The sequence below is a fragment of the Alkalibacterium sp. genome (genome assembly GCF_046484155.1).
Taxonomy (GTDB): Bacteria; Bacillota; Bacilli; order Lactobacillales; family Carnobacteriaceae_A; genus Alkalibacterium.
Window position 1 is genome coordinate 1 of record NZ_JAWOBT010000088.1, and the last position, 14,258, is coordinate 14,258.

Genomic DNA, 14,258 nt, shown 5'->3' on the forward strand with positions numbered 1-14,258 from the left:
TATAGAAATGAAGCGGGTGTCGGTAAAACAGTTAAAGAAAGCGGTATTGACCGTGAAGCATTTTATTTAACCACTAAAATACCTGCAGAAGATGAGTATGTAAAAGACAAAGCGACGGTAAGAAAGACACTCAACCAAAGTTTGAAGAATCTTGAAACAGATTATATCGACTTGTATCTTATTCATAGACCGATCGAAGACGAGGAAAAACTGAAATTAACATGGGAAGTAATGGAAGAATTTGTAAGTAAAGGTAAAATAAAAACCATTGGCGTTTCCAATTTTTCTAATGCAGATCTTGAAAAATTAGATGAATTCGCAACCATAAAACCGGCTGTAAACCAAATCAAGTCTAATCCGACACAATGGAATAATGAATGGATAAAATACATGTTAAATCGTGACATTAGACCACAAGCTTGGGGGCCGATGAAGACAACCGATCAACATAAAGACTATCTAAATAAAATTGGCGAGAACTATGGTAAAACCTGGGGACAGGTCTTGCTCCGCTATCAAACCCAAAGAGGCGTAGTGGTTATTCCAAAATCTCATAATCCGATAAACCAGAAAGCTAATTTAGAAAGTCAGGACTTCTTATTGTCTGATGAGGATATGGGGAAAATCGCTCAACTATAAAAAAACCCGAGTTGTTCTCTATGGTTTTAGAGAGCACCTCGGGTTTTTGTCGTGATAATGATAACTGATTAGATTAGTCAGTTAACGCTGTTTTTGCCAATTCATCTGCTCTTTCATTGTGTTTTATTCCTGTATGGGCTTTAACTTTAACAAAAGAGACATCAATTTTTTTACTATAAGCTTGATAAAATTTAACATAATCTTTTGAAACTGTTTTGTTGGCCTTCCATTGCCCTGTTGCCCACATTTCAATACCTAAATAATCATAATGGATGATAACTTTCTTGTAATTATGTTCGATGGCCCATTTAATAGCATTGAGGGCACCAAAGCATTCACCCGCAATCTGGAAGCTTTCTGCGTACTTCGGATCACTGCCCGCATTACTTAATTCCTGAATAACAGTATTATCCTTCAGCAAGACAACGCCATAACTATAGGTCTTTTTCTTTTTACTAAAAGAACCATCCACATAGGCGATGAGAGAGTCTGGTGTTATGTAACTACTCTTTTCCCTTTCATTGGTTATAAAAGCTTTTGCTTCGCTTTCAGTCTGAAAAGATTTGAATTGGGCATTGGCATAGCCTGATACTTGATTTTGGGCTTCCGGCCATGTGGTGTAAACACCTGGATTGCGCCCCTTTTTAACTGCGTAATATTTTTTGGGCATAATTTCTCCTTTTTAGTATAAACATTCCATGTATTACTTTAGAAGAAGAGGCTCAAGATGTCAATAAAGTAAAAAGTATAACTATCAGTTAAGTATGATCCCTTGAAAAGATATAGCGACAAACAAAGAGATCTCTAGCTTTTAGAAAAATTTAAAAATTACACTTTAGGTCATTTAGTCAGAGAGTGACAAATAATGAAAAAAAAGGCATACTTGAATAGTATAAGGAGGAATCAATTTGGGTAAAAAAATGCTTATATATTTATTTAGACGACGAATCTTACTTACTTTTTTGATCATCATTCAATTTATTGTTTTTGGAATTATTATTTTACAATCGGTTGCCTATTCTATTATATTAGAAACTATTTTTACATTGCTTTCAATCGGAGTGGCCCTACATGTTGTATGGAAAAAGGGTAAAGAAGCGTATAAAGTGACGTGGATTTTGCAAGTCTTGATTTTCCCTATTTATGGCACACTCTTTTATCTCATGTTTAATAGACAAACACGGACAAAAAAATTACAAAGATCTTTAGAAAATATCTACGATTTACATAAACCCTATAAACTAGAGAACAAGTTAGTCTTGAATAAAGCAAAGAGCGAATTCAAAAATCATGGTAAACTAATGCACTACTTGTCCAATACAGGAGAATACCCTGTCTACTCGGCAAGAGAAGTAACCTACTATCCCCTTGGAGAAGACTATTTCAAGGCAATGCTGGAAGAATTGAAGAAAGCTGAAAGATACATCTTTTTTGAATTTTTTATTGTTGCTGAGGGTAAAATGTGGCAGGAAATGTTGGCAGTTATGGAAGAGAAAGCAGCACAAGGCGTGGATGTCCGCGTGATGTATGATGATATCGGAAGTTTTGTGACCTTACCAAAGAACATTCAAGCGATACTTGCAGAAAAAGGCATCACAAGCAGGGTTTATAATCTATTTCATCCAATTGTCACATCTTCACAGAATAACAGAGATCACAGAAAAATCTTATCCATTGATGGTGAAGTGGCTTTTACTGGAGGGATCAATGTGGCTGATGAGTATATCAATGAAATCGAACGGTTCGGACACTGGAAAGATAATGGTGTCAAGCTAGAGGGTCCGGGAGCCTGGGGATTAACTTTAATTTTTCTGCAGTTATGGCAAACAATGGATGACCACTCACTTTCTGATGAAATCAGGGATCTTAAACCGAATTATAATGATGAGCAAGAAGAAAGTGCTGGATTTGTTCAACCTTTTGCAGATAGCCCGACGGATACCATGAATATCGGCGAACACGTATTCATTAAATTGATTCATGCCGCAGAAAAATCAGTTTGGATATATACACCTTATTTAATACTTGACGAAAATTTAGAAATAGCGCTCATACTGGCTGCACGGAGTGGTGTGGATGTCCGTATTGTCACGCCCAAAAAGTGGGATAAATACCTCGTACATATTACGACGCGGTCATATTACACAGACTTAATGGACGCGGGAGTGAAAATATACGAGTACTCAAAAGGATTCATTCATGCAAAGACAATACTTATAGATGGTGAAGTTGCAGAGGTTGGGACGATCAATTTTGATTACCGAAGCCTGTATCTGCATTTTGAAAATGCGGTCGTTATATACGGAACGAATGCAATAAAAGAAATTGAAATGGATATGGTGGATACAATCGATCAGAGTGAACGAATAGCTTACGAGAATGTGAAACAGTCTCTAGCAGCCAAAGCAATTAGAAGTGTCTTAAGATTGTTTGCCCCTCTAATGTAAAAAATGATTATATTACAGATACCATTGTGTGTTAAAATAAACAGAGATAATACGTGATTCAATTATAAGAAATGTATAAATACTAATTATTAATAGTCAATAGTGCTATGAATATCATTGAAAGGAAAGAATACATGTGAGTAATGAAATTGAGAAAGACGAGCAATCTGAATCGTCCAGTGAAACATTGGAAAAAGCAATCATTCCTGAAGATAAGATCGTGAAAAAAATAGATTCAGAACATATTCTGATCAACAAAGAAAGATATAAGATTGTAAAGAATTACAGAGAAGGCTTGGATTTAGAGTTGTTAGAAGAAAGATATAGCGATTTTTTAGAGAAATATGATTATCTGGTAGGTGATATGTCCTATGGCAAGCTGAGATTAAGAGGGTTTTATCGTGATGAAGTGAAGAAAATCCCAATTGACATGCGTATTTCTTATTTAGAAGATTATCTTTTAGAATATTGTAGTTTTGGTTGTGCGTATTTTGTGTTGGAAAATATTGAACCTAATAGAAAACAAATTAATCACCAATATGATTCAAACAGTAAATCTCAACCACGAAGCAAACCAAGCCAGTCAAGCAAAGCAGGCAAACCAAGCCAGTCAAGTAAACCAAGCAAGCCGAGCAAACCAAGCAAACCGAGCAAACCGAGCAAACCAAGCCAGTCAAGTAAAGCAGGCAAACCAAGCGAGTCAAGCAAACCAAGCAAACCCTATAAGAAAAAGAGAGAACCTCAAACCACTGATAAGGATAAGCAAGAAGCTTCTAATCGTATAGCGAACGAGAAACGCTCATTTACAAAAACACATCGAAATAAAACAAACGAAGCGGATCAAAAAAAAGAAGAAGTACAAGAAGTGAAAAATAATACTGGGAAGACACGTTTTCAAATCAGAAAAAAGAAAGAATAGGTGTTAAGTCATGCAATTCAAAAGTTATCAAGGTTACTTTATCGATCTGGATGGAACAATGTACAGGGGATCAGAACCAATAGAAGCAGCACCAACTTTTATTGAAAAACTCAATTATGCTAAAATACCATATTTATTTCTCACAAACAATTCTACCAGTACCCCCGAGGAGGTAGCGGAAAAGTTGCAAGTTAAGTTTAATATCCCTGCGAAAGCAGAGGATGTCTATACGAGCGCACTTGCTACAGCTGATTACGTCAAGCAGTTAAAAGGGACCCGGGTATATGTTGTTGGAGAACACGGATTAAAACAGGCATTGAAAGATGTCGGATGTCAACTTGTAGAAGATGATATTGATCATGTTGTTGTTGGACTCGACCGCGATTTGACATATGATAAATGTGAAATTGCTAGTTTGGCAATTCAAAATGGTGCGACATTCATTGCAACGAACAAGGATACAAACTTGCCTACTGAAAGAGGAATGGTCCCTGGAGCTGGATCAGTCGTAGCTTTAATAGAAAAGTCATCTCAGACAAAACCGACTTTTATTGGGAAACCCGAAAAAATAATGATGAAATCCGCACTAGATAAAATACATCTTTCAAAAGAAGAGGTTATTATGGTGGGAGATAATTATGAAACAGACATTTTAGCGGGGATAAACAGTGGCATAGACACATTATTAGTTTTAACGGGTTTTACGAAGAAAGATGATTTAAATAATAAGGCGAAACAACCAACTTACATTATTAATACGTTGGATGAGTGGGGACAGTAGAATGTATTACCTTAAAAAAATAATGGGTTTAAGCAGTTTGTTTTTATTCATTATCACAGCAAGCATTGCGTTCATTATTTTATTCACTCCCTTGTATTATTTTTCGGTCTGGCTACATGAGATACCGGAACAATTAAATTTATCCTTTGAAACTTTGATGGATAACTACCATGTTCTGTTAAGCTATTTACATTTTCCATGGGTCACCGAATTGAATATGCCGGATTTTCCGAGTTCAGAAAGTGGCTTGCTTCATTTCTGGGAAGTGAAACTTTTGTTTTACCTTAACTATTTTATTTTAGTTGTATCTTTCATAGGAAGCTTTATTTATACGAAGACGCTAAAGAAAGACAAAGGTATCTGGATGCTTCAAAAACCGTTCTTTTTTGCAAGTCTCGTCCCCCCCGTACTGCTCACTTTATTGGCAGTTAATTTTGACAGAATGTTTGTAGTTTTTCATGAACTTTTCTTCAATAACGATGACTGGTTGTTTAATCCAGCTACTGATCCTATTATACTGGCGTTACCTCAAGAATTTTTCATGTATACTTTTTTATTGTTTTTTATACTTATTGAAATTATCTTTATCGGGGTTTACCAATATAGTAAAAGAAATGCATTCAAATAATTTTTTGGTTAAACAAGACTAAGTAATAGCTCTTGTTTAACCTTTTTTTATAAAACAGCCGATGACATTCGTGACTTTAGTCATGAGAGGTTCAAACAGTATATTTAAATTTAATAATCTTTTATTCATCCAATAAATATAAGACTTGTCGTTGGATGGATAGAGTGATATTAGTGGGAGGAGATATAAAGATGAATGCGTGTTTACTCGATAACGTTGAATTAGAGTTGATATATGAAAAAAGCAAAGGTGCATGGACATATCATATAGAGATTCCTGCTACCAAAGGTTTAATGGGGAAGTGTAAAAGTTAAAGGTACGATAGAGGGCTATGATTTTGGCGTGATGAATTTAATGCTGCTTAAAGAAAAGAACGCTATAATGTCAATTGATTCAGAGACAAGAAAATCAATCCAGAAAAGTTGAGGAGACATAGTTAAGTAACCATGATTTTACTGGAAGCAGAAAATTTCAATATGTAAAAAAAGTGACGTTCGTTTTTAAACGAACGTCACTTTCACTCATTTACTTCATTATTTTAGAAATCCCCGGATTGTCGTGTGCCAAACGGCTTGCAGCTGCTGCAGCAATGGCACCTACAATATCATCCAAAAAGGTATGTGTTTGATTGGTCTGTGTATGATCATCCAAGCGTTTGATCAATTTTGGCTTTGTCTTGTCTAAAAAGCCATAGTTTGTAAATCCGATGGAACCATAAACATTAACAATTGATAAAGCTAAGATTTCGTCAATACCATAAAGACTTTCATCTTCTTGGATAATCTCTTGAAGAGGACTTGATAATTTCCCTTCTTCAGTCAATACATCTAATTCAATACCGGTAAGTACGGCATTTTGAACTTCTCTTTTTCTCAGTACAGCTTGAACGTTTTCTAAACATAACTCCATTGTAATATCTGAGATATAAGGTTTTTGCAAATCATAAACTAATTCAGCAATTTCCTCTAGTTTAACACCACGAGTTTTCAATTTTTTTAAGGCTACTTCATGTAATTTTGAACCTGGTTGCACCATTAGAATTCCTCCTTTTTATTCTTCAAATGATAATTTGGTACTCTGAATAGGTTGAGCGTATTCTTTTGGATGAATAGAATGGATAGCGTGATTTACAGCTGTTGGTGCTTCTCCAAATCCTGTGGCAATCAAGTTCAGTTTGCCATCAAAAGTAATACTATCACCGGCGGCATATATGCCATTAATAGACGTTTCCATCTTGCTGTTAACAATAATATCTGTCCGGTCAATATCTAAATGCCATTGTTTGATTGGACCAAGCGATGAAACAAAGCCATAATTAACAATAAAATAATCTAAATCAATCTTTTTGAGTCCATCTGCACGTGTTTCTTTAAAAACGACTGATTGGAGGTGATTATCTTGACCAATCAATTCGCAAGGGACATAAGGGGTCATCACTTCAACACTGGAAGCCTTAAGCATCTCTATAGAACCTTCATGTGCTCTGAAACGGTCGCGTCGATGTATTAAGTATACTTTTTTCGCAATCGATTCTAAAGTAAGTGCCCAATCGACTGCAGTGTCGCCACCCCCGCAAATCACAACCGTTTTACCTTTATACTGATCTATTTGTTTTACGATATAATGCAGATTATTGCTTTCGTATGGTGTGGCATTATCCAGTGCCAACTTTCGAGGTTGAAAAGAACCTTGACCAGTAGCGATAATGATTGTTTTAGAATAATGTGTCCCTTTAGATGTTTTCAGTGAAAAAAGATTATCCTCTAACTTAGTTATCTCTCTCACTTCTTCTTCTAAACAGATGGTCTGGTCGAAATGCTGCATTTGTGCTTTAAGTTGATGAATGAGTTCCTTACCGGTCACACCCGCATATCCTCCGACATCATAAAGTGTTTTTTCTGGATATAATAGCGCGACTTGTCCACCCAAGACTGGTAAAGATTCGATTATCTTAGTTTTGGCATTCCTCATACCAGCATAAAAAGCGGCAAACATTCCTACTGGGCCGCCCCCAATAATTGTTATATCGTATATTTCGTCTGAACCAGTCAAGCGTAACCCTCCGTATATGGTTTGTCATAAGATTTAAGTTATTTTAATAAAACAGACTAATTACAAGAGCGATAAGAATGCCCGAAATTATTCCAAAAAAGACTTCAATTGGTTTATGTCCTAAAAATCCTCGTGATCTCAGTTCTTCGTCATCTTCTTTCAAGACTTCTTCATGATTGTATTTTGAAAAAGATTTTTTCAAATCATCGAAATCTCTAATTAGTTCATTAATAATGATTCCGTGTTCGCCACTTTGACGTCTCACTCCCATAGAATCAAACATGACGATGACTCCAAAGGTGAAAGCAATAGCAACATAGGGAGAAGCTATACCATATTCTATTAATAAACTTGTTATTAACGCAGTTACTCCAGCTGAATGAGAGCTAGGCATACCGCCAGTTGAAATAGCCAAAGCAACCGTTGAAGGCCGATTGAGAAAATAGGCAATGGGGATTTTGATAACTTGGGATAAAATAATAGCTGATAACGCAGCAACTAATGGAAAATTTTCGAATATTATCATTTAACAACGTCCTTTGTATAAAATAGATTCTTACGCTAATAATAACACGAACAATAGAGAATGATCATAAAAAAAATTACAAATACAAAACTTATTGGAAATAAGGTCCAACTAAGGTAAACTAGAGACACATCTAAAATAGGAGGAACAATACAATGAGTGAATTTCCACAATTAAGAAATTATAAGAATATAGGTTTAAGTGCTGTGATCAAGACGAATAAAGGTGAAATGACTGTTCAGTTATTCCCAGAACATGCACCCAAGACTGTAGAAAACTTCGTTGGTTTAGCTAAAAAAGGTTATTATGACGGTGTGATCTTCCATCGTGTCATTCCTAATTTCATGATCCAAGGTGGCGATCCTACTGGAAGCGGTATGGGCGGAGACAGTCTCTTAGGCGGGAATTTTGAAGATGAATTTAGCCCAGAGCTATACAATCTAAATGGTGCCCTATCAATGGCTAACGCTGGTCCTAATACTAACTCAAGTCAATTCTTTATTGTGACGATGTCAGAATTACCGGAACAAATGGTATCCCAGTTAAAAGATGCCGGATATCCACAAGAAATTATCGAAGCATATAAAGAAAAAGGCGGAACACCTTGGTTAGATCAGAAACATACCGTTTTCGGCCAATTGATCGAAGGTTATGACGTAGCAGATACCATTCAAAATGTTAAAAAGAATGCCATGGATAAACCTAATAAAGACGTCGTTATTGAGACGATTTCAATAATTGACAACGACTAATTAAGTTTTAATACGAGGAGGTTTGTCATGTTAGGCGCAATTGAAGCAGGAGGAACAAAATTTGTTCTAGCCGTGAGTGATAATGATCTTAACCATGTTGAAAGATTATCTATTCCAACAACTACACCCGAAGAAACATTTGAAAAAGTGTTTGAATTTTTTGATGATTATAAACTGGATGCTATGGGTATTGGATCGTTTGGTCCTATTGATGTTAATAAAAAATCAGCAACCTATGGCTATGTAACGTCGACACCGAAATCGGGATGGAAAAATGTAGATTTCTTGGGAAAATTGAAAGAAAGATATGATGTGCCGATGGGTTGGACGACAGATGTCAATGCAGCTGCTTTTGGGGAATTGAAAAAAGGGGCTGCTGTTGGAAAAGAGTCATGTCTGTACCTTACTATAGGAACCGGTATCGGAGGCGGAGCTGTAATAAATGGTGAACCGTTAGAAGGTTATGGTCATCCTGAAATGGGACATATTTTGGTCAGAATGCATGAACAGGATTCTTTCGAAGGGGCCTGTCCCTATCATGGGAATTGTCTAGAAGGACTTGCAGCTGGACCTGCCATTGAGAAAAGATATAATAAAAAAGCTCAATATTTAACAGATAGTGATGAGGTTTGGGAGATAGAAGCCTATTATATAGCACAAGCTTTAATGTCTTATACTCTAATATTAAGTCCGGAAAAAATCATTTTAGGTGGCGGAGTAATGAAACAAACACAGTTGTTTCCGCTTGTTAGAGCTGAATTTTCTAAATTACTTAATGAGTATGTAGCCACGCCGAATTTAGAAGAATACATTGTTCCACCAAAATTACAAGATAATGCAGGAATTACAGGGTGCTTGCTCTTAGCTCAAAAAGAATTATAAGAAAAAACGATTCTCAAAAAATTGAGAATCGTTTTTTCTTATAATTAAAATGTCTTACTGATCATATTGGTCAAACACTGTTTTTATTCTGTTAAGGCCATCCTCCAAAAGTGATTCAGGCACTGCGAAGTTTAAACGCATGAAGGATTTACCATTTGGACCATAACTTAATCCGTCATTTAATCCGATTTTTCCCACTTGAGCGAAGGTCTCTCTCAATTTTTCGTTTTCGATGTTAAGATTTGAGGCGTCAAACCAAAAGAGGTAGGTCGCTTCAGGAACCATGTATGAAACATTGGGAAGTTGAGTATCAAAAAATTCCATGACGATCGATCTGTTAGCTTCTAGTTTCAATAATAATTGTTTATGCCAATCTTTTGAATTGGAAAAAGCAGCTTCTGTTGCTTTCATTCCGAAGGTATTAATGATATCCAGTTCTGTTTCTTCTTGAACTTCAATGATTTTGGATCTTAATTCATCATTAAAGGCCAAGATGAATGATGCCTTAACTCCAGCAATGTTAAATGTTTTCGTTGCAGAATGAAGTGTAACGACCCAGTTTTTATAAGATTCGTCGATAGTTACTGGAGAAGTACATGTATTTTCGCTATAAACCATATCGCTATGAATCTCATCACTAATCAAAATAACGTTATATTTTTTACACAATTCCACTAATTCAGTAAGTTCTTCCTTTGACCATACGCGACCACCTGGATTGTGAGGGTTACTAATAATAAATAACTTTATATTTTCTTTTGTTTTGAATTGTTTTTCTATATCTTTAAAGTCCATTGTATACTGTCCGTGTTCAATTTTTAGGGGCGTACGGTGGACTTGTCGGTTGTTTTTATTTACCATTGAATGGAAAGGAGCGTACACAGGGTCATGAATCAACACACTGTCTCCAGGTTGCGATAATGCTTGGACGGTAACGGCTATTGAAGATAATACACCCGGGGAAAGCATGATGTGTTCTCTTTTCACTTCCATATTGTGATTTTCTCTCTGCCAATTAATAATTGCTGTAAAAAGTGAATCTTGGGGGAAAGTATAGCCTAGCACTTCGTTATCGATGAGAGCTCTTAAGGCATCCTTTATTGGTTTGGCATTATCAAAATCCATATCTGCTACCCACATAGGTAGTACGTCATCCCTGCCGAATATCTTCTCGGCCCTGTCCCATTTGACGCTGCCTGTTCCTTTACGGTTAACCACTTTATCAAAATCCATGAAATCGCTCCTTCAACATATTTTATACTCATAGTATCTTGCATATGATCAATTATAGCAAGGGATTTTCTGTAAGAGTATTTCCAAAATAGTTACATTCATGCTATACTATTTAATGATAAATTCACTCGTATCATGAAAGTAAAGAGGTGAGTTCATGGTCTACCAAATTGGTCAAAAAGTAAGAGGAACTGTCACAGGAATTCAACCGTATGGAGCGTTTGTTTCCATCGATGATGATACGCAGGGACTTATTCATATCTCTGAACTGAAACATGGGTATATTAAGGATATTGCAGAGATTGTTTCTAAAGGTGATGAAATAGATGTTATGATAATGGATATCGATGAATATTCACATAAAATCAGTTTATCACTTAGAAGCTTGCAGAAACCCAAGTATCATCCTTTTTCAAACCGTAAAAACATTTCTAGATATGGTAGGAAAACAGGTGTTGGATTCAAATCAATCGAGGATAAGATGCCTAAGTGGAAACAACAAGCTTTAAGAGAGATAGAAGAAAACAGGAAGTAAACCGACCTTAAAATATAGCAATAGAAGGGTGTAAATGATATTGATTAAGGAAAATCACTATGTAGCTAGTACAGTCTTAGTTAAAGATGCAGATGGAAGATATGTCTTTTTAGTTAGAAAAGAAGAAAATGGTTATTCGTTTCCATCCACGCTGGTTGAGCCTAAAAAAACTGGACTTGCTTGTGTGATTGGTAGATTAAAAGAACTCGTAAACATTAAGATAGAAAATTTAGAATTAAATGAATTAACTAATGCTGTTGTTAATGATAATCGGATTCCCTTGTTTGTATTTATTTATGAAGATGAGAATGTATCATCACCCAGCGAATTGTTAATGGAAGATAGTGGTTTATCATGGGTACATTCAGAAAACATTATGTCCACACTTGAAGAATGGAAGATATCTGGAGTACCGCAATTTTTACTTATGTAACTAAAAAATGGAGGAATTATTAATGTCATATATTACGTTTGACGACTCTAAAGTGATGGGTCATTTTATTAAAAACGAAGAATTAGACTACATGCAGTCACAAGTAAGCGCAGCGCATCACCTGCTACGCGAAAAGACTGGACCAGGTAATGAGTTTTTAGGTTGGGTAGATCTACCTGAAGACTACAATAAAGAAGAATTTGATCGCATTAAAAAAGCGGCCCAAAAAATCAAATCAGATTCAGAGGTACTCGTGGTCATTGGTATCGGTGGATCGTATTTAGGCGCAAAAGCTGCATTGGATTTTTTAAATCATAACTTCTATAACTCTTTAAATTCAGATAAACGCGAAACCCCACAAATATATTTTGCAGGGAATAGCATAAGCTCAACTTATTTATCAGATCTTATTGAAGTCATCGGAGAAAAAGATTTTTCAGTGAACATCATTTCTAAATCGGGTACAACGACGGAACCAGCACTTGCATTTAGAGTATTTAAAAATCTGTTGATTGAAAAGTACGGCGAAGAGGAAGCGAAAACACGGATCTTTGCTACAACAGATAAAGAAAAAGGCGCTTTGAAATCTTTAGCAGACGCTGAAGGTTATGAGTCGTTCATTATACCAGATGATGTCGGTGGACGTTTTTCTGTATTAACAGCAGTTGGACTATTGCCTATCGCTGTAGGTGGCGGCGATGTTGATAAACTAATGGAAGGTGCAAACCAAGCGCGTCAAGATTTTTCTGATGATAACATATCGGAGAACAGTGCATATCAGTATGCAGCTTTAAGGAATATTCTTTACAGAAAAGGTAAAGTGACTGAATTGTTAGTGAATTATGAACCAAACCTACAGTACGTCTCAGAGTGGTGGAAACAATTATTTGGAGAATCCGAAGGTAAAGACCAAAAAGGTATTTATCCGTCCAGTGCTAACTTCTCTACTGATTTACATTCTTTAGGACAATACATTCAAGAAGGTAGAAGAAACTTGTTCGAAACAGTCATTAAAGTTGAAAAACCCAAAAAATCTCTGACCATTCCTAAAGAAAAAGAAGATCTAGATGGTCTCGGCTATCTTGAAGGTAAAGAAATTGATTTTGTTAATACAAAAGCTTTTGAAGGAACCTTATTAGCTCATACAGACGGCGACGTTCCAAACTTTGTTTTAACGATTCCTGATACCTCTGCTTATACATTAGGATATCTCTTCTATTTCTTTGAAATTGCTGTAGCCGTTTCTGGTTATATGAATGGCGTTAATCCATTTGATCAACCTGGAGTGGAAGCTTATAAGAAAAACATGTTTGCTTTATTAGGCAAGCCAGGTTTTGAAGACTTAGCAAAAGAATTAAATAATAGACTTTAAAAGTAATCATAAAGAGAAAAGAGTCTTGACTCTTTTCTCTTTTTATATATATTTCGTGTATTCTATTATTTAGACAACTGTATTGAGGAGAAGTGATTATGGGAGACGTTAAAGTGGTCCAGGCACAATTAGCAGATTTAAACAGAGTGAAAACACTGTTATTCAAAACAGCAAAATGGTTAAATGATAAAGGCTCTACACAATGGGCAGGGTTATTAAAAGGTGAAGATGTGCATAATATAGAAGAAGCAATCAAACGTAAAGAAGTTTATCTGGTCTATAATTCCGATTCTTTAGTAGGGACATTTGCCTTGTGGAGTAAACAAACAGCTTGGGATGAAGCTTTTTGGGGAAGAGATATAAAAAGTGACGTATTTTATTTGCATCGCTTAGCATTATCAGAGGATGAACATGGAAAAAATACTGGCAGTTTGTTGTTAGATAAAGCGAAAGAAGTTGCTAGACTTGAGAAGAAATCCGGACTTCGCTTGGATTGTGTTGCTTCCAATAGATACTTGAATGCTTTTTATAATAATAATGGCTTCAATCAAGTGGGCTCTGTAGAACAATATGATAATGGAGAAGACTTGCAGGACTATCATTTGTACTTTTGGGGAAATAAGTAATCATTTTAAAATTGTTGTTGACTATGTAATAATAACCTGTTAATATTAATCTCGTTGCTACAAAACATATCAGTATATTTCGTAGCAAAGAAATAAAATATATTTATTGACATTGTTCATGTCATAGGTTATACTAAAATAGTTGTCATAGAGGTAAAGGTAACGCTTACAGATTTTAAATTGTTTTCAAATGATTTAAAAAAAGTTCTTGACAATCAAAACGAAAGCATGTAATATTATACGAGTTGACACATCACGTCGTCAGCAATTGAACGAAATAGATCTTTGAAAACTGAACAAAGTAAACAATCAAATGTGCAGGTGTCTTCGGTCCAATTTATTGGGCCAAGACAACACAAACGAGTTAACATGTTTAACTCGGAAGTATTATGTAACACGAGCTATTTCAAACTTAAAATTGAGAGTTTGATCC

The 14,258-nt window shown here is 35.6% G+C and carries 16 protein-coding genes; 11 read left to right on the top strand and 5 right to left on the bottom strand.

From position 1 onward, the window contains the following. Positions 1-639, top strand: a 639-nt coding sequence (locus tag R6U02_RS06515) for an aldo/keto reductase family protein (RefSeq protein WP_410262806.1), incomplete at its 5' end; no start/stop codon positions are given. 73 nt (positions 640-712) lie between these two features. Here R6U02_RS06515 and R6U02_RS06520 read toward each other — a convergent pair. Continuing rightward, the gene (locus tag R6U02_RS06520) at positions 713-1,309 is read right to left on the bottom strand and encodes a viroplasmin family protein (protein ID WP_410262807.1); all 597 of its coding nucleotides are present in this window, start codon (positions 1,307-1,309) and stop codon (positions 713-715) included. 238 nt (positions 1,310-1,547) lie between these two features. On the opposite strand from R6U02_RS06520, the gene cls reads away from it, so the two are divergent. The 4 genes from cls (at position 1,548) to R6U02_RS06540 (ending at position 5,414) form a co-directional block, all read left to right on the top strand. After that, entirely contained in the window at positions 1,548-3,086 is a 1,539-nt protein-coding gene (gene cls, locus R6U02_RS06525) for a cardiolipin synthase (protein ID WP_410262808.1), read from the top strand. 136 nt (positions 3,087-3,222) lie between these two features. Then, complete coding sequence (locus R6U02_RS06530) at positions 3,223-4,005, top strand: YutD family protein (RefSeq protein ID WP_410262809.1); 783 nt, start codon at positions 3,223-3,225, stop codon at positions 4,003-4,005. 10 nt (positions 4,006-4,015) lie between these two features. After that, positions 4,016-4,786: a TIGR01457 family HAD-type hydrolase gene (locus tag R6U02_RS06535; protein WP_410262810.1), complete on the top strand. Its 771-nt coding sequence runs from the start codon at positions 4,016-4,018 to the stop codon at positions 4,784-4,786. A gap of 1 nt (position 4,787) precedes the next feature. After that, on the top strand, positions 4,788-5,414 hold the full coding sequence (locus tag R6U02_RS06540; RefSeq protein WP_410262811.1) for a TIGR01906 family membrane protein: 627 nt from the start codon (positions 4,788-4,790) through the stop codon (positions 5,412-5,414). 525 nt (positions 5,415-5,939) lie between these two features. Here R6U02_RS06540 and R6U02_RS06545 read toward each other — a convergent pair. Genes R6U02_RS06545 through R6U02_RS06555 form a run of 3 tightly spaced genes read right to left on the bottom strand, consistent with a single transcriptional unit; the run spans position 5,940 to position 7,992 of the window. After that, positions 5,940-6,449, bottom strand: a complete 510-nt coding sequence (locus R6U02_RS06545) for a phosphatidylglycerophosphatase A (protein WP_410262812.1) — start codon at positions 6,447-6,449, stop codon at positions 5,940-5,942. Positions 6,450-6,464: 15 nt separating this feature from the next. Then, positions 6,465-7,466 (bottom strand): NAD(P)/FAD-dependent oxidoreductase, encoded by a 1,002-nt coding sequence (locus tag R6U02_RS06550; protein ID WP_410262813.1) that lies wholly within the window; start codon positions 7,464-7,466, stop codon positions 6,465-6,467. A 43-nt stretch (positions 7,467-7,509) separates the two neighbouring features. Then, the gene (locus tag R6U02_RS06555) at positions 7,510-7,992 is read right to left on the bottom strand and encodes a divergent PAP2 family protein (RefSeq protein WP_410262814.1); all 483 of its coding nucleotides are present in this window, start codon (positions 7,990-7,992) and stop codon (positions 7,510-7,512) included. Positions 7,993-8,147: 155 nt separating this feature from the next. On the opposite strand from R6U02_RS06555, the gene R6U02_RS06560 reads away from it, so the two are divergent. Together R6U02_RS06560 and R6U02_RS06565 are read left to right on the top strand one after the other, a co-directional pair. Further along, positions 8,148-8,744 (top strand): peptidylprolyl isomerase, encoded by a 597-nt coding sequence (locus R6U02_RS06560; RefSeq protein WP_410262815.1) that lies wholly within the window; start codon positions 8,148-8,150, stop codon positions 8,742-8,744. 27 nt (positions 8,745-8,771) lie between these two features. Further along, positions 8,772-9,626 (top strand): ROK family protein, encoded by an 855-nt coding sequence (locus tag R6U02_RS06565; RefSeq protein WP_410262816.1) that lies wholly within the window; start codon positions 8,772-8,774, stop codon positions 9,624-9,626. Between the two features lie 54 nt (positions 9,627-9,680). On the opposite strand, the gene R6U02_RS06570 is transcribed toward R6U02_RS06565, so the two are convergent. Beyond that, the gene (locus R6U02_RS06570; RefSeq protein ID WP_410262817.1) at positions 9,681-10,859 is read right to left on the bottom strand and encodes a MalY/PatB family protein; all 1,179 of its coding nucleotides are present in this window, start codon (positions 10,857-10,859) and stop codon (positions 9,681-9,683) included. Positions 10,860-11,016: 157 nt separating this feature from the next. Here R6U02_RS06570 and R6U02_RS06575 point away from each other — a divergent pair, with 157 nt between their 5' ends. From R6U02_RS06575 to R6U02_RS06590, 4 genes are all read left to right on the top strand, one after another. Further along, positions 11,017-11,394 carry a CvfD/Ygs/GSP13 family RNA-binding post-transcriptional regulator gene (locus tag R6U02_RS06575; protein ID WP_410262818.1) on the top strand — a complete coding sequence of 126 codons (378 nt, stop codon included), beginning with the start codon at positions 11,017-11,019 and terminating at the stop codon, positions 11,392-11,394. Between the two features lie 34 nt (positions 11,395-11,428). Next, on the top strand, positions 11,429-11,827 hold the full coding sequence (locus R6U02_RS06580) for an NUDIX domain-containing protein (protein ID WP_410262819.1): 399 nt from the start codon (positions 11,429-11,431) through the stop codon (positions 11,825-11,827). 22 nt (positions 11,828-11,849) lie between these two features. Continuing rightward, on the top strand, positions 11,850-13,199 hold the full coding sequence (locus R6U02_RS06585) for a glucose-6-phosphate isomerase (RefSeq protein WP_410262820.1): 1,350 nt from the start codon (positions 11,850-11,852) through the stop codon (positions 13,197-13,199). A 98-nt stretch (positions 13,200-13,297) separates the two neighbouring features. Next, on the top strand, positions 13,298-13,825 hold the full coding sequence (locus R6U02_RS06590; RefSeq protein WP_410262821.1) for a GNAT family N-acetyltransferase: 528 nt from the start codon (positions 13,298-13,300) through the stop codon (positions 13,823-13,825). The last annotated feature ends 433 nt before the right edge of the window (positions 13,826-14,258 follow it).